16 protein-coding genes and 1 pseudogene are annotated in these 15987 nt (G+C 35.3%); 11 read left to right on the forward strand and 6 right to left on the reverse strand.

Annotated features, from left to right (window positions below; all coding sequences use genetic code 11):
• Window positions 1-13 precede the first annotated feature (13 nt).
• The 4 genes from MUW56_RS05755 to MUW56_RS05770 all read left to right on the forward strand — a co-directional run bounded on the left by MUW56_RS05755 (window position 14) and on the right by MUW56_RS05770 (window position 3043).
• Window positions 14-583 carry a hypothetical protein gene (locus MUW56_RS05755; RefSeq protein WP_292012294.1) on the forward strand — a complete coding sequence of 190 codons (570 nt, stop codon included), beginning with the start codon at window positions 14-16 and terminating at the stop codon, window positions 581-583.
• Window positions 583-1152 (forward strand): DUF6705 family protein, encoded by a 570-nt coding sequence (locus MUW56_RS05760; RefSeq protein ID WP_292012295.1) that lies wholly within the window; start codon window positions 583-585, stop codon window positions 1150-1152. The genes MUW56_RS05755 and MUW56_RS05760 overlap by 1 nt, the downstream gene beginning before the upstream one ends.
• Window positions 1152-1715: a DUF6705 family protein gene (locus tag MUW56_RS05765; protein ID WP_292012296.1), complete on the forward strand. Its 564-nt coding sequence runs from the start codon at window positions 1152-1154 to the stop codon at window positions 1713-1715. Before MUW56_RS05760 ends, MUW56_RS05765 begins: the two co-directional genes overlap by 1 nt.
• A gap of 251 nt (window positions 1716-1966) precedes the next feature.
• Window positions 1967-3043: a lactonase family protein gene (locus MUW56_RS05770; protein ID WP_292012297.1), complete on the forward strand. Its 1077-nt coding sequence runs from the start codon at window positions 1967-1969 to the stop codon at window positions 3041-3043.
• An 88-nt stretch (window positions 3044-3131) separates the two neighbouring features.
• On the opposite strand, the gene MUW56_RS05775 is transcribed toward MUW56_RS05770, so the two are convergent.
• Window positions 3132-3353 carry a hypothetical protein gene (locus MUW56_RS05775; RefSeq protein WP_292012298.1) on the reverse strand — a complete coding sequence of 74 codons (222 nt, stop codon included), beginning with the start codon at window positions 3351-3353 and terminating at the stop codon, window positions 3132-3134.
• 322 nt (window positions 3354-3675) lie between these two features.
• Between MUW56_RS05775 and MUW56_RS05780 the strand changes: the two genes are divergently transcribed.
• The gene (locus tag MUW56_RS05780; protein ID WP_292012299.1) at window positions 3676-5409 is read left to right on the forward strand and encodes a helix-turn-helix domain-containing protein; all 1734 of its coding nucleotides are present in this window, start codon (window positions 3676-3678) and stop codon (window positions 5407-5409) included.
• Window positions 5410-5490: 81 nt separating this feature from the next.
• On the opposite strand, the gene katG is transcribed toward MUW56_RS05780, so the two are convergent.
• Entirely contained in the window at window positions 5491-7767 is a 2277-nt protein-coding gene (gene katG, locus MUW56_RS05785) for a catalase/peroxidase HPI (RefSeq protein WP_292012300.1), read from the reverse strand.
• A gap of 334 nt (window positions 7768-8101) precedes the next feature.
• Here katG and MUW56_RS05790 point away from each other — a divergent pair, with 334 nt between their 5' ends.
• Window positions 8102-8569 (forward strand): heme-binding domain-containing protein, encoded by a 468-nt coding sequence (locus tag MUW56_RS05790; RefSeq protein WP_292012301.1) that lies wholly within the window; start codon window positions 8102-8104, stop codon window positions 8567-8569.
• Between the two features lie 5 nt (window positions 8570-8574).
• Entirely contained in the window at window positions 8575-8985 is a 411-nt protein-coding gene (locus MUW56_RS05795; protein WP_292012302.1) for a thiol-disulfide oxidoreductase DCC family protein, read from the forward strand.
• A gap of 115 nt (window positions 8986-9100) precedes the next feature.
• On the opposite strand, the gene MUW56_RS05800 is transcribed toward MUW56_RS05795, so the two are convergent.
• Entirely contained in the window at window positions 9101-10540 is a 1440-nt protein-coding gene (locus MUW56_RS05800) for an alpha-amylase (RefSeq protein WP_292012303.1), read from the reverse strand.
• 189 nt (window positions 10541-10729) lie between these two features.
• Between MUW56_RS05800 and MUW56_RS05805 the strand changes: the two genes are divergently transcribed.
• Together MUW56_RS05805 and murA are read left to right on the forward strand one after the other, a co-directional pair.
• Window positions 10730-11392: a DUF4290 domain-containing protein gene (locus MUW56_RS05805; protein ID WP_292012304.1), complete on the forward strand. Its 663-nt coding sequence runs from the start codon at window positions 10730-10732 to the stop codon at window positions 11390-11392.
• Window positions 11392-12698 (forward strand): annotated as a pseudogene (gene murA, locus MUW56_RS05810) (UDP-N-acetylglucosamine 1-carboxyvinyltransferase). Before MUW56_RS05805 ends, murA begins: the two are co-directional and overlap by 1 nt.
• Window positions 12699-12920: 222 nt before the next feature.
• On the opposite strand, the gene MUW56_RS05815 reads toward murA, so the two are convergent.
• From MUW56_RS05815 to MUW56_RS05825, 3 genes are all read right to left on the reverse strand, one after another.
• Complete coding sequence (locus MUW56_RS05815) at window positions 12921-13232, reverse strand: cysteine methyltransferase (RefSeq protein WP_292012305.1); 312 nt, start codon at window positions 13230-13232, stop codon at window positions 12921-12923.
• A gap of 159 nt (window positions 13233-13391) precedes the next feature.
• On the reverse strand, window positions 13392-13703 hold the full coding sequence (locus MUW56_RS05820; RefSeq protein ID WP_292015384.1) for a DUF2750 domain-containing protein: 312 nt from the start codon (window positions 13701-13703) through the stop codon (window positions 13392-13394).
• A gap of 181 nt (window positions 13704-13884) precedes the next feature.
• Window positions 13885-14253, reverse strand: coding sequence for a hypothetical protein (locus MUW56_RS05825; protein WP_292012306.1), 369 nt, complete (start codon window positions 14251-14253; stop codon window positions 13885-13887).
• 572 nt (window positions 14254-14825) lie between these two features.
• Between MUW56_RS05825 and MUW56_RS05830 the strand changes: the two genes are divergently transcribed.
• Both MUW56_RS05830 and MUW56_RS05835 read left to right on the forward strand, forming a co-directional pair.
• Window positions 14826-15749, forward strand: coding sequence for an IS1595 family transposase (locus tag MUW56_RS05830; RefSeq protein ID WP_292012307.1), 924 nt, complete (start codon window positions 14826-14828; stop codon window positions 15747-15749).
• Complete coding sequence (locus tag MUW56_RS05835; protein WP_292012308.1) at window positions 15743-15964, forward strand: hypothetical protein; 222 nt, start codon at window positions 15743-15745, stop codon at window positions 15962-15964. Before MUW56_RS05830 ends, MUW56_RS05835 begins: the two co-directional genes overlap by 7 nt.
• The last annotated feature ends 23 nt before the right edge of the window (window positions 15965-15987 follow it).

The following is a 15987-nucleotide window of genomic DNA, read 5'->3' on the forward strand; positions in this document are numbered from 1 at the left end:
AAAACATATAGAAATGAAAATTATAAGTTTAAAAATAACAACAATATTAAGTTTACTATTTATAATATTGTGTAAGGCACAGACATTACCACTCAATACAGCATTATATAATATCCCTCAAAATGCTTATTTGAAAGAGACTAATAATGAGTTGATTCCATATATAGGTACCTATAAAGCCACCTTCCAAGGAAATGAAATTATTTTATATATAACAAAGGAAGAGAATAAATTAATGGATTATGGTGATCAAAAATTTTATAGTGATGTGTTAATAATAAAATACATAGTCAGGAACTCAAATGGAGTTATTTTACAGGATACTAAGAATAGTAATATTGCTAAAATAGAACTGTACAGCAATCACATATATCCTAACAAAAACATTATTGCTTTCTATTATAGTGGCACAAATTGTGGTGTGGGCTGGGGAGATATTTATTTAAAGAAAATAAATTCGACTCAAATTTCTTGGCAATATCGTCCGGATGATATTATCCTTGATGATAGCAAGTGCCCTCCAGGAACGGATATTAATATTTATCTTCCTGAAACAAAAGACTTGATTTTTACTAAACAATAATGAAAAATAAGTGGGTCATTATATCAGCAGTATTTGTTGTATTTTTCTGTAAAGCACAACTGGAATATCCATTAAAAACAGATTATACAACAATTCCTGCATATTCATACCTAAAAGACACTAACAATGAATTAGATTCTTTTGTGGGAAATTATACGTCGAATTTCCAAGGTAAACAAATTACATTATTTATCAACAAGCAAACTCATGTGCTTTTTGAAATCAATAAATATAAATATTACAAGGATGTAATATCTATAAAGTATATCACAAAAAATACTTCTGGAATTACACTTCAAGATACTCAGAATATGATATTTCAACCCAATCAATTAAAACATACTATATACAGCCGCTGGATAAAAGATGATAAGTTACTACTTTATTATGCTGGGACTAATTGTGGTGTAGGATGGGGTGATATTTACTTAAAAAAAATAAATTCTTCGCAAATCTCATGGGAATATCGACCTAATGATATTATCCTTGATGATAGCAAGTGCCCTCCAGGAACGGATATTAATATTTATCTTCCTGAAACAAAAGACTTGATTTTTACTAAACAATAATGAAAAATAAGTGGGTCATTATATCAGCAGTATTTGTTGTATTTTTCTGTAAAGCACAAACAACACTCCCTTTAAACACTTCTTTAAAGGATATTCCTGCTAATTCTTATTTAAAAGATTTAAATAATGAATTAAATTCATATACTGGAGTATTTCAAGGAAATTTTCAAGGGAAAAATATCATACTATATATCACAAAAATTGAAAATAAACTACAAAAAAGTTCACAAAAAACCTATTATTCAGATGTTCTAGATATAAAGTATGTTGTTAAAAATTCTTCTGGTGTAGTTTTGCAAGACACCAAGAATAATAATATCCCCTCAATAAATCTTTATAGTATAGGAACAAAATCTTATGATAATTCTGCTATATTCTTTTATAGTGGTACAAATTGTGGTGTCGGATGGGGTAAAATAATTCTAAAAAAAATAAATTCAACACAGCTTTCATGGGAATATAAACCTAATGATATTATTCTTGATGATAGCAAGTGCCCTCCAGGAACAGACATCAATATTTATCTTCCGGAAACCAAAGATTTGATTTTTACAAAACAATAAGAATCAGAGTTTGTACCTTATAAACTTCAAAAAGTTTAGATGAATTCACTCATGAAAAGCAATCAACTGATCAGTTGGTTGCTTTTTTTTTATTTCAGTTCCTGCTCTGAGGTCTTCCTCCGTATTTTTCTATCGTGGGATGACATATTCTCTCCATCAGATTCTATAAATAGTTTATATTTGTATGCTTCCGCAAAAATTCCCCACAATCTCCAATAAAACTAATAAAATTGAGAAAAGCATTAAGTTTAATGATTATAATTTTATCATGGATAAATTTATATTCACAGAATACGTACGTATTTTTTGGTTCTTTTAACCTGGATAAAGATGCGGAAGGAATTTATGTGTATCAACTGGATACCCTCCGGGGGAAACTTTCAAAAGTTACCTCTTTTAAAGGTATTTTGAATCCATCTTTTCTGACTTTATCACCCAATGGAAAATATATTTTTGCCTGTACGGAAAGTAAAACAAAAAATGCAGGAAGTGTAAGCAGTTTTGAATTTGATCCGCAAAAAAAGATGCTCCATTTTATCAACAGCCAAAAAAGCGGCGGCGAAAATCCGGTTTACCTAACGGCCCACCAAAATGGAAAATGGCTGATTAATGGAAATTATACAGAGGGAAGTGTATCGGTATATCCTGTTTTGGAAAATGGCCGGATACAGCCTAGTGTTCAGCATTTTCAGTTTATGGAAGGCAGCATCAATCCTGGAAGGCAGGAACGTTCCCATATTCATTCAACAGTATTTTCACCTCATTTTGATTATGTATTTTTACCTGACCTGGGAGCAGATAAAATCAGGGTCTATGCATTCGATCACGAAAAACGTGAACCCCTTACTGCTGTAGAAAAACCTTTCACGGCTACCACTCCCGGAAGCGGTCCAAGACATTTTACATTTCATCCCAATGGAAAGTTCGCGTACTGCATTGAAGAAATGGGAGGGGCAGTATCTGCCTATGCATATGAAAACGGAAAATTAAATGATATTCAGAGGATCAATACCCATCCTGAAAAACTGAAAGAGGATTTTGAAAGTTCCGATATTCACATTTCCCCTGACGGCCGCTATTTATATGCCTCCAATCGCGGGTATGAAAATAATATTGCTATATTTTCGATCCAATCCGACGGCACCTTAAAATCCGTGGGTTATCAATCCACCAAAGGAAAGCATCCAAGGGTATTTGCCATTGACAGCACCGGAAAATTTTTAGTGGCAACCAATACAGGAAGCGGAGATGTATTCGTATTCAGACGAAACAGGACCACCGGCTCATTAAAAAAAGTATCCAGTATACAGATCAGACAATACTTATGATCGGCTACCATTGAAACGCCATTTTCAGTAAAAAAAGAAGAAGAGCAACAGTATTGCTCTTCTTTATTATTGTTATGATATCCAATCATTAATTCCATATGATGATTGGTCCTGTAGACACTACTGTACGGTCATCATCATAAGTTACCGTCTGTGTATCAGATCCCTGAGAGCTAACACAAGTAATATTTTCCTGAGGTTGAAGCGTGGATGCCCCGCCGCCAGGCAGTTTTCCTCCTGAAATTGATAATTTTGAATCTGCAGCAAGTGCCTTACTTTTAAAATTTGAAATGGATTGTAACTTTTTCATGGTTGGTTTTGTTTTTAAAGTTCTATTTTTTTATTTAAAATTTTCTTATTAAAGACTATTTTAACCTTATTGTTTTCGCTAATTTAAGATTAAAAATTAAAAAAATAACATTATTTTTATTTTTTAATGAAAACATATTGAATGATTTTTTTATTTAAAAACAGCTGCTGAATAGGCTTCGGTTATATAATATTGCAACAGATGATCGTAAATCACCATTTCAAACTGCTTAATGCCGCTATGATAAATTAAATCCTATTTATTTTTTTATAAATAAACTATAATTTTGTATGGCCAATGGCTAAATGAACCTAAAAACTCGATGAAAATAAAATTTCTTTTATTATTTATATTGACTGGATATTATCTTTCATATACCCAAACAAAGACCGGAACAGATTCTTTAAAACACTATAATTATGAAAAATTAGAGGAAAAATTTTATAATTATAACTACGATGGAAAACCCGGAAAAGCAAAACTGATCGCTCAATACTATTTAGCAAAAGCAAAGCAGGAAAAAAACACTTCACAAATAGCTGAAGGTTATGCATTCATGTACGCCAATGAAAATGAAAAAGATGCATTGAAGTATATAGATAGTGTAGCTGTACTGACTAAACATTCAACAGAGGACGCCTACCCTGCACGGATCTATCTGATGAAAGCGAATATATACTTCAAGTTCAACAACCAAAAGGAAGCTTTAAACAATTATATTATTGGTTTAAAATATGCAAGGCAAAAAAATAATAAGAGACAGATTGCCCTGGCGGAGACCAATATTGCTTATTTAAACAGTTATATTGGAAAAGATGCGGAAGCCGCTAAGGTATTGCGTTACTATATGGACAATACAGATTATCTGACTGAAAATGAACTTGAAAAAATCCGGGTAAATCTTGCGGACTGCTATATTGAAATCAATCAACCGGACTCTGCCAAGATACTTATCAGCAAAGGCTTACAAACGTTCAGAAAAAAAGACGATTACCGGTATTATCAATATTTGGGATTATCAGGATTCTATCATTTAAAACTCAAGAAATATCGCAATGCTCTTAATGACCTGACCGCCTGTACAACCTATTTCCTTGCTAATGATGATATCAGAGAAAAAACATACGCTCTTCTGTATTTAGGAAAATCCTACGCAGAATTAAACGAAAAGGAAAAGGCAGTAGAAAACTTTACGAAAATAGACTCTATTATTACCAAGACAGCCTATATCTTTCCTGAATTAAGAGAAACTTATACATATCTGATAGATTATTATAAAGATAAAAACGATCACGAAAAACAGCTTTATTATGTAGAAAGATTTTTAAAGATCGACCAGACCCTGGATTCGCACTTTAAATATGTTTCCCGTGAACTGCCCAGACTGTATGATACTCCAAAACTTATCGAAGAAAAAGAAAATATTCTCAATGATCTCAAATTCAAAAAAGCATTCTTTTATATTTCACTGATCATTTTATTATTTGCGCAGCTTATCGTTCTCTGTCTTTATTACCAATCAAAAAGGCGGGAAAAACATCATAAAAAAATTGCCCAGGACCTGATCCTGAAAGCACATACAAAAATCTTATCCGGCGGTGCAGCTGAATCCCAAAAGGAAGTCTCCCCAACCCCTCCACAGGCGGACCCTGTAAAAGATAAAAATACCAGTATTATTTCTGAAGACACTACACAGGCCATCTTAAAAGATATTGAGACTTTTGAATCTAAGGAACAATTTTTAAATAAAGGAATTACGTTAGTAACACTTGCCAAAAAAATAAAGACCAATTCTAAATATTTATCAGAAATAATCAATACCCATAAAGGGAAAAATTTTGCAGCCTATCTTAATGATCTTCGCATTGATTATGCTATTAACCGATTGGCCAATGACAGAAAATTCCGTTCTTATAAAATTCCTTTTATTGCTGAAGAACTAGGCTATAATAATGAGCAGGCATTCACTATGGCATTCAAAAAGAGAACCGGAACTCCCCTCAGTATTTATCTGAAAGAAATTGAAAAATCAGAAGCTTCGAAAAAAGATCAATAAGCTCCTTTACAATGAATCCTTATAAAAAAAGACAGCACTGATGCTGTCTTTTCTGTTGTTATAATATATAATAATAGTCTTTTAAGCCAGATCAAACCTACCCAAATTCATCACCTTCGTCCATGCGGCTACAAAATCCTTCACAAATTTCTCCTGTGCATCTGCACTTCCATACACTTCAGATATTGCTCTCAGTTCTGAATTGGATCCGAAAACCAGATCCGCACGGGTAGCCGTCCATTTTGGCTGGCCTGTTGACCTGTCACTTCCCATATATAGCTCCTGATCTTCCGACATCGCTTTCCATTGAGTTCCCATATCCAAAAGATTCACAAAGAAATCGTTGGTAAGAACTTCCGGACGGCTGGTAAACACCCCATGTTTTGAACCGTCAAAATTGGTATCCAGAGCACGCATTCCTCCCACCAGCACTGTGAGCTCAGGAGCGGTAAGGGTTAACAGCTGGGCTTTATCAATTAATAAAGATTCCGTAGATACTGAGAATTTTCTTTTAAGATAATTGCGGAATCCGTCAGCGATAGGTTCCAGATAGCCCGTAGATTCTACATCGGTTTGTTCCTGGGAAGCATCCATTCTGCCTGGAGCAAAGGGTACTTTACTGTCATGTCCGGCATTTTTTGCTGCTCTTTCTACAGCTGCCGTTCCTGCCAAAACAATAAGGTCAGCTAATGATATTTTCTTACCTCCCATCTGGGAATCATTGAACTCTTTTTGGATTCCCTCCAATACTCCCAATACTTTGTTTAACTGTAAAGGATTATTGACTTCCCAATTTTTTTGAGGTTCCAGTCTTATTCTTGCCCCGTTGGCTCCTCCTCTCTTATCACTTCCTCTGAAAGTAGAAGCAGAAGCCCAGGCTGTGGACACCAATTCGGAAATACGTAATCCTGAGTTTAAAACTTTTGATTTTAATGCTTCTACATCATTTTCGTCAACAAGTTCGTGATCTACTTCAGGAATAGGATCCTGCCAGATCAGTTCTTCCTGTGGTACATCTGGTCCTAAATAACGGGCGCGAGGTCCCATATCTCTGTGAGTCAGTTTAAACCAGGCTCTGGCAAAAGCATCTGCAAAGGCATCAGGATTTTCATAAAAGTGTCTTGAAATTTTTTCGTATACAGGATCCAGTCTTAATGAAAGGTCTGTTGTAAGCATGGTAGGCTTATGTTTTTTAGTGGAATCAAAGGCATCGGGAATAATATCCGCTCCATCTTTTGCTACCCATTGGTGAGCTCCGGCAGGACTTTTTGTGAGTTCCCATTCGTTTTCAAACAGGTTTTTAAAGAAGTAATTGCTCCATTGGGTCGGTGTTTCCGTCCAGGTTACTTCCAATCCGCTGGAAATAGCATCTTTTCCGCTTCCTGATTTATACGAACTTGTCCATCCTAATCCCTGGAGTTCGATTCCTGCACCTTCGGGTTCTTTTCCTACATGATCGGCAGGACCTGCTCCGTGGGTTTTTCCAAAAGTATGACCTCCCGCAATCAGTGCTACGGTTTCTTCGTCATTCATGGCCATACGTCCGAATGTATCACGAATATCTTTTGCCGCTGCAATAGGGTCAGGATTTCCGTCCGGACCTTCCGGGTTTACATAGATTAATCCCATCTGTACGGCTGCCAAAGGTTTTTCAAGGTTCCGGGAGTGAATATCCCCATCTGCATTATCATCGGTAGGGAGTACAGCATGGCTTTCTACAACCCCTTCTGATCCATGAGCGTAGCGCAGGTCTCCTCCCAGCCAGGTTTTCTCAGAACCCCAATACACATCCATATCGGGTTCCCATACGTCTTCACGGCCTCCTGCAAAACCAAAGGTCTTGAATCCCATAGACTCCAGAGCAATATTTCCGGTAAGGATTAAAAGGTCTGCCCAGGAGATATTTCTACCATACTTTTGTTTGATGGGCCATAACAGTCTTCTTGCCTTATCAAGGCTCACATTATCAGGCCAGCTATTCAATGGGGCAAAACGCTGCTGTCCGGCTCCCGCTCCTCCTCTACCGTCTCCTACACGATAGGTTCCGGCACTGTGCCATGCCATACGGATAAACAGGGGACCATAGTGACCGAAATCTGCTGGCCACCAGTCCTGTGAATCCGTCATCAGGGCATGAAGGTCTTTTTTTACCGCGTCAAGATCCAGAGCCTTAAATGCTTCTGCATAATCAAAGTCTTTATCCATCGGATTAGACAGTGAAGAATGCTGCCGCAGCATATCTACTCTAAGCTGATCCGGCCACCAATCCTGATTTTGGGTCCCGCCACCTGCTACATTCTTTTTCATGGTCCCATTATGAAAAGGGCATTTACTGATGTCATTCAAATCTTTTTCCATTGTCGTTTATTTATTTTTGATTAATATTATTTTGAAGTAATCCGCTGTTGTAAGAGCATGACAAACTTACAAAGCTTAAACAATAAATACAATCTATTAATAATTATTTCAACGATAGTCAAAAACTATAATTAAATATTTTTGACAGCATATGAACCAAGGACATAATTGTGGTATTAAGTTAGCAATTTTTTATAGTAATCTGAATAAAAAACCTTAATTGCCTGCCATATTTAGAATAAATCAACAGAACATTATTTTTTCCTCAGCTATTCATACTTTTAATAAAAAATAATTTAATTATCTTTAACCTTTAAGAACATAAATATTGGCTATGAAAAAAGTATTAATTGTTATTCTTGTGGCATTCATTATGATCCAGTTTTTTCCTATTGATAAAACGAATCCGCCCCCTACTCCCGGTATGGACTTTCTGAAAATTAAGGAAACTCCGGATCATGTTGCCAAAATCATCCGTACCTCTTGCTATGACTGCCACTCCAATGAAACTAAATATCCGTGGTACTCTAATATTTCACCCGCTTCATGGTTTGTAAAAAATCATATTAATGAGGGGAGAAAACATCTTAATTTTTCTACCTTTGCAGTATATGAACCTAAGAGACAGCTTCATAAACTGGAAGAGGCTATTGAAATGGTTCAAAAGAAAGAAATGCCTCTCGAATCCTACTACCTTGGGCACCAGAATGCAAAACTAACAGACGAACAGCGTACAGAACTTGTACGTTATTTAAAGAAAGTAAAGGAAGATACCGAGAGAAATATCATGTTTAATCAATAGAAATCATGAAGGACTGGGAAAATAAACACATTGTATTTTTTGACGGAGACTGTGGAGTCTGCAATTTTTGGGTGCAATGGATCCTTGAAAGAGATAAAAATGACAGGTTTATGTTTGCCTCATTACAGTCTGATTTCGGACAGCAGTTTTTATCAGAAAGGGGTCTGCAAACAAATGACTTTAACACCATGTACCTTTGGAAACCAAAGCAGTACTATCTGACAAAATCAAGAGCTGTGCTTACAATTGCAGATCTGTTGGGTGGAATTTATAAACTTTCTGCCATCGGAAAAATAATACCCACATTTTTAAGTGACAAAGCCTACGATGTTATTTCAAGAAACAGAATGAAACTGGCTAATCAGAAATGTTATTTACCGGATCAGCATCAGAAAAAAAAGTTTATTCAGATCTAAAGTAAAAGCTTACCCAATTCAATTGGCGAGAAAATATAAAGATAGAAACCGTCAGGATTTTCCTAACGGTTTTTTTATAAGGCAAAGTTTAGCATTCAAATAGATTTCTCATGATTTATTGATTCAGTGACCATATCGAATAACTATTTGGTGCACACTGGATTTTTACCCATTTATCCCCTTGTGTAGTAGGATACCAGCTTGAACTTCCAGTAAAATCCTTGATCTGCTGACTGCTCCAGTTGGTTTCAATCCATCTTTCCTGCCAGCTTGATGAGGTATTGATATATACCACCAATCCCGGATTTCCGTTATATCCATTACGTCTTGCGATATATTCATCGTTATCCGTATATAAAATAGAGGTTGTTCCGGTGGCCTTATTGTTGTGAATCCAGATGAGATTATTGAGTCTTTCTTTATTCAGCCATTCTTCATAATCTCTGTAAAAAATAGTGGGATATCCTTCATGGGTCAAAATATAAGCATAGGCCGGCATTTTGTTGTAAATAATGTCTGTATCATGATTAGCAACAAAAGTTACTGCCTTATATGGATTTCTCTTCCACATCATATCATCGTTCAAAACATTTAAATTTCCGTTGTCAAAAGCTTCATCCATCTTATAATAAGCTGCAAAATCAAATACGGAACTGTTCGCATTATTGGCCCACCATTCTAATGTATTAACATTGGAATCCCATAATTCTCCGACAGAAAATCCGCCCACATTGGAATTCCAGGTATTGACCACCCAAGGGCCAAAACCTTTAACATAATCAAACCTCCAGCCGTCAAATTTCATCACATTTTTATAATATTTCCCCACAGAATCATCCCTTCCCCACAGCCAGTCCTGTACATGAGGATTGGAATGACACAGATCCGGAAAACCACCAAAAGAGCCTTCATCATTATTTCCGTAGGCATTTTTATAAAAATCGTTATAGTTTCTCTGAAATTTTCCGGAAGCGACCCCCGAGAAATCAGTCCAGGTATTTGTTCCCGTATAGGGATTTGCTTCAGACTGCCCGCCACTGTTATGGTTGATCACAATATCCGCATATACCTGCATATTTTCAGTGTGCGCTTTGGCAATCAATGCTTCCAGCTCGGTCCTTGAACCAAAACGGGTTTCTACACTTCCGTTTTGATTAAAATTTCCAAAATCATAATAATCTGTAGGATCATATCCCATAGAATAGGCTCCATTCTGTGCTTTTGAAGCCGGCGGAAGCCATACCGCCCCAATTCCGGCATTGGACCATGCTGTCAATTTATCCTTGACGGTGTTCCACCAGTTTCCTCCATCCGGAACATCCCAGTAAAAACCCTGCATCAACACTCCACCTCCCGGCCCGGCTATAAATTTACCCTGAACAGCTCCGAAACCTTTTCCGGTACTGAAAGGCCTCCCATCATGGTTCGTTACATTTACAATTTGATCATGCACCTCTGTATTTTTGGAGGAGGGATTGTCAAATTCATCATTGTTCCGGCAAGAACCTACAAGCCCTAAAGCCAATACAGAAAGAAGAAAGTAAGTTTTTTTCATTGTGATATTTAATTATCAATATACTATCCAAGTTACAATTTTATTACAAACAAAATCAATTCGAAGTGAAATATTTTGATTTTTAACAATAAAACCTGTAAAAAGCCCTCATTTAATTTTTCATTAAAAAATCATAAATTTTTAAGATTCTCGAAACAATTTTTCTTTTAATGCATATATTTGCATACTATGGAATACAACACCCAAAAAACTCAGCTTCATATGCCCGAATACGGCAGAATTATACAACAGTTGGTTGAGCGCTGCAAAGAACTTTCTTCCAAAGAGGAAAGAAGTGAAATGGCTATGGCCATCATCGATTTTATGGGTCAGAGAAACCCGCAACTTCGCGACGAAGAAAATTATAAACATAAACTTTGGGATCATCTTTTTATTCTTGCAGATTATGATCTGGATGTAGAATCTCCTTACCCGTTTCCTACCAGAGAACAATTGGCAGAAAAACCTAAAAAAATGGAATATCCCAAACTTCAGGGAGACTTTAAGTTTTACGGAAAAAGTATTCTTCAATTGATAGAAAAAGCAATTGAACTGGAAGCAGGGGATGAAAAAGAAGCCCTGATCGAAGTGATTGCCAACAATATGAAGAAGTCTTACAATGTATATAATAAGGAACATGTGACGGATGATGTTATTTTCCGTCATTTGAAGGAATTGTCTGAAAACAGATTAGATCTTACAGGAATTGACTCTCTTGAAAAAAGTAAGATCTATTATACCAGCAATAACAACAGGAACAATAAGAACAATAACAGCAGCAATAATAACAATAATAAAAACCAGCCTAATAACAAGAGGAGGCATAATAACAATCATAAAAACAGAAAATAATGAGTGGAACGTTTCAAATAAGAGGAGGGAAAAGACTGCAGGGTGAAATAACTCCACAGGGGGCTAAAAATGAAGCTCTCCAAATTTTGTGTGCGGTTTTATTAACAGATGATGAAGTAAGAATCAAAAATATCCCTGATATTCACGATGTTAACAGACTGATTGAAATCCTTGGAGATTTTGGGGTAAAGGTTACTAAAAACGGACAGGGAGATTATACTTTCAAGGCAGACCAGGTTAATTTTGATTATATAAAATCCAGCGAATTTAAAAAAGACGGGGCCAGCTCCGCGGTTCCATCATGCTTATGGGACCAATGCTTGCGCGTTACGGAGAAGCTTATATGCCGACTCCGGGAGGGGACAAGATCGGAAGAAGAAGATTGGATACCCACTTCCAGGGCCTTGTGGAACTTGGTGCTGAATTCAATTACGATGAAGAGGAGTATTTCTATTCTTTAAAAGCTACAGAACTTAGGGGTAAATTTATTTTACTGGAAGAAGCATCTGTAACCGGAACAGCGAACATTGTGATGGCTGCTGTACTGGCCAAGGGAAAAACCAGAATTTACAACGCTGCCTGCGAACCTTATCTTCAGCAGTTATGTAAAATGCTGAACAGAATGGGTGCCAATATCTCAGGAATCGGTTCTAACCTTCTTACCATTGAAGGAGTAGATTATCTTAGAGGGACTGAGCATACCATGCTTCCGGATATGGTGGAAATCGGATCATGGATCGGCCTTGCTGCAATGACCCAATCTGAAATTACCATCAAAAATGTAAACTGGAACCAGCTGGGAGTTATTCCAAATACATTCAGAAAACTAGGAATTCAGCTTGAGCAGAGCAATGATGATATTTATATTCCTGCTCAGGAACATTATAAAATCCAGAAATTTATCGACGGATCTATCCTTACGATTTCCGATGCTCCATGGCCGGGATTCACACCGGATCTTTTATCTATTATTTTAGTCGTAGCCACCCAGGCTAAAGGAAGTATTCTGGTTCACCAGAAAATGTTTGAATCCAGATTATTCTTCGTTGATAAATTAATTGATATGGGAGCTCAGATCATTTTATGTGATCCGCACAGGGCTACCGTAATCGGGCTAAACCAGGAAGCTCCGTTAAGAGGAACAACAATGGTTTCCCCGGATATCAGAGCCGGAAATGCACTTCTGATCGCAGCTCTTTCCGCGGAAGGAAAATCCATTATCCACAATATCGAACAAATCGACAGAGGGTATGAGAATATCGACGGAAGGCTGAGAGCAATCGGTGCTGATATCGAAAGAATTTAAACTTATTTTTATTTATAGAGCGTTCTGAGTCATCCGGACGCTTTTTTTGTTTTTGGATAGTAAAAAAAGCACCCCGTCAGCTCTACGATTTGCCGTCTCTCTCAAGGGAGGGGGAATGGTCACATAGAAGTAAGAATGAAAATCTTAGGTTTTTATGGGCAAAATAAAAAAGTGCCCGATAGAAACCGGGACACTTTGTAATTAAAACTATATGAATCTATCTTAAGAATACTTACGGCAGATATATTCCACTGTCGTACTCAGAAGTTTATTTTTATTCAGATAGAATTCAAGATGCTGAAAATCTTCTGAATTGACATTAATATATAATTGTACGGTACCGAAACTGTACCCGTTCACATATTCCACATTGGCAGACAACACTCTGTGACAAATCCCCAATTGATTATAAATGGTATTCATTAGATGTTCAAATTTCATTTTCCCATTCAATTCTATTTCCAGTATCAATTCTTTTTTAGGCAGGTTCAATTTACTTTGTAAAACCTTCAGGCCAGGATTAGGTGTAATCATTGCGAAATATTTTGGGTTAAACACTTTCAGATCATATTGCTTTCTGCATTAAATCTGTGACAAAAATATAAAAAAATATTAGTCTACCAAATTAGTAGACTAATATTTTTTAATTTTTAACAAAAAAAGAAGCGATTACAGCTTCTTTCATTTCTTTTTTTAAAGTTCTAATTCATCTTGCAAATCAGAATTAAGATCATCAGGTGATATTACTGTTCCTTTTGCATCTGGAGTAAGAAAAACATTTACTAATGTTTTATCATTCATCATTCCAGGAATCCATTTCTGTATAAAATTATCTAATTCTATTGATTCCGGTTTATACTCTTTCCATTGTTCTACAGCACATAGTTGAGCAAACTCTTTTTCTGGCCACAAAGGAAGTATTTGGTTTCCGTTATTGTCACCAAGTAACGCCCAGCTATTGTCACTAAGTCCCCAGATCTTTTCAAAATCTGCAACTTTTCTGATGAAATAATCATATCTTTCATCAAATGGACATGCCCCAAAAAAGTTACCCGTTTTTTAATTATTTTTATTAAATTTTCTCCATGTTAAATCCCATTAATAATGGAAAAACATTTTTGATACGTAATCTTACTCTCCATGAGTATAATTAATTTTAGGTAACTACATACAACTTTACACCAAACTAATTGTCCTCAATATCATCTACTCTTGATTCGAGTTCTTGAACTTTAGTATTAATAGTTGGAGTTTCAAGTGATTTATAATCATCTTCCATTTTTATTTGCTGATTAATATCATTGATTTTCTGATCCTGAATTTTTATTCTTTCTTCCTGATTAAATAGACTGAAATGATAGTTCTCAAAGAAAATATCTTTTGTTACCATGAATATAAATGTAAGAGCGATCACAGAAATAAAAGTATAAATGATAACATTTGCAATTATACCGTTTCTTCTGTTACGTTTGATGTTTTCTTTGATTAACCATTGATAAGTTTTCTTTTCTTCATGAGAAATTAAAGTAAACTCAGTTTCATCGTATTGTTTCATAATTGTGAAAAATAATTTTCACCCCAAACTCAAAAGTGTAGTTAATATAAAATAAAGAAGGTGTGAGTTTGTAGTTCTCATTTGATAATAGAGGTTCTGGTAAACCTTGAAACACAAACAAGACATAAACCCACACCCGTATAGGATGTGTGAGTCTTATTTATTCTGTGTTTCAAATGAATTTACCAGATTCCTATTAACAGAATAAAAAGCTAACAGCTTCTTTTTAACAATAAAATTTACAAGACTGAGGAGCGAAAGAACCTCTTTCCTATTGGAAGTGAGAGGATTTTATTTCCTTTGACCCTCTCACTTTTTATTAATGACCGTTACCAGTCCCATAGGCTGAAGTGTTCAAAGACATACTTCAGGATAAATTGTATAGAGTATTTAATTACTGCTTTACCTATCATCTTTATCAGATGCGAGGAAATTTTTCCTTTTAACTTTTGCATAAACAAAGAGTTTTAATTTAAAATTACCTCCTCAGTACTTGTAAGTTTACAAAGATAATAGACAAAATAGACATATCAAAATAATTCGTAACTTAATGTAACTTAAATAAAATCAGAATGTTAAACACAAATATTAAGTCAGTATTAGAACTATTACAAACCTTTTCAACAGAACAATCCTGCATTGATTATTTAGAAGAACAAAGATGGGGAGGAATTATCGAAAGTCCTTTTGATTCACTATCACGGGTTTATAAATGTAGTAAGAACAAATACAGATGTAAGAACACAGGAAAGTATTTCAATGCTAAAACAGGAACAATGTTTGAGAATTCTAAAATCGGTTTGAGAAAATGGTTTTTGGCTATCTGGTTGGTGACTTCTCATAAGAAAGGAATTAGTTCAATACAGTTATCAAAAGATGTAGGTATTACACAAAAGACAGCTTGGTTTATGTTACAGAGAATTCGTGCCTGTTTCGGAATAGAAAACAACAATGAATTAGAAGGAATTGTTGAATGTGATGAAACTTTTATTGGAGGGAAGAATAAAAACAGACACAAGGATAAAAAGGTCAAAAATTCTCAAGGGCGTAGTTTTAAGGATAAAACACCAGTTATGGGAATGCTGCAAAGAGATGGTAAAATGAATGCTTTTGTTGTTTCCGATACAAAAAGAAATAGTATTCAACCATTGGTTTGCAGATATGTAAATCCAGAAACTACAACCCTGATTTCTGATGAATGGTTAGGATATACAGGATTAAACAAATATTACGATCATAGAATTATAGATCATTCAAAGAAAGAGTATGTGAGTTTACAAGATGGGTCTATTCATACAAACAATATTGAAGGGAGTTGGAATATCTTGAAGAAAAGTGTTTCAGGAATGTATAATCATGTTTCAAAGAAACACCTTCAGAAATATGTTGATGAGTTTGTCTATAGATTTAACTTGAAAAAGGTATCAGACCAAGAAAAATTCAGATATTTGCTATCTAATTCAAATGTCCGAACTAAATATAAAGAGCTATGTTAAATACACAATTAAAAAGAAAAGGCGTGAAAAATGTTATGATAAATGACATTGAATACTTTGATGTTCAGGATATAAAAACTAATCATCCCGACCTTAAAGTAGATGTGAGTAAGATAATGTACATTAATAATGTTGCTTTAATTAAAGCAGAAGATGTACATAGCACAACTGAATTTGACAAAATGATTAAACAGGTCTTTCCTAAGAAGGATTAACCTGTTTAGTGTAAAATAATATA

The sequence above is a fragment of the Chryseobacterium sp. genome, from assembly GCF_022869225.1.
GTDB lineage: Bacteria > Bacteroidota > Bacteroidia > Flavobacteriales > Weeksellaceae > Chryseobacterium.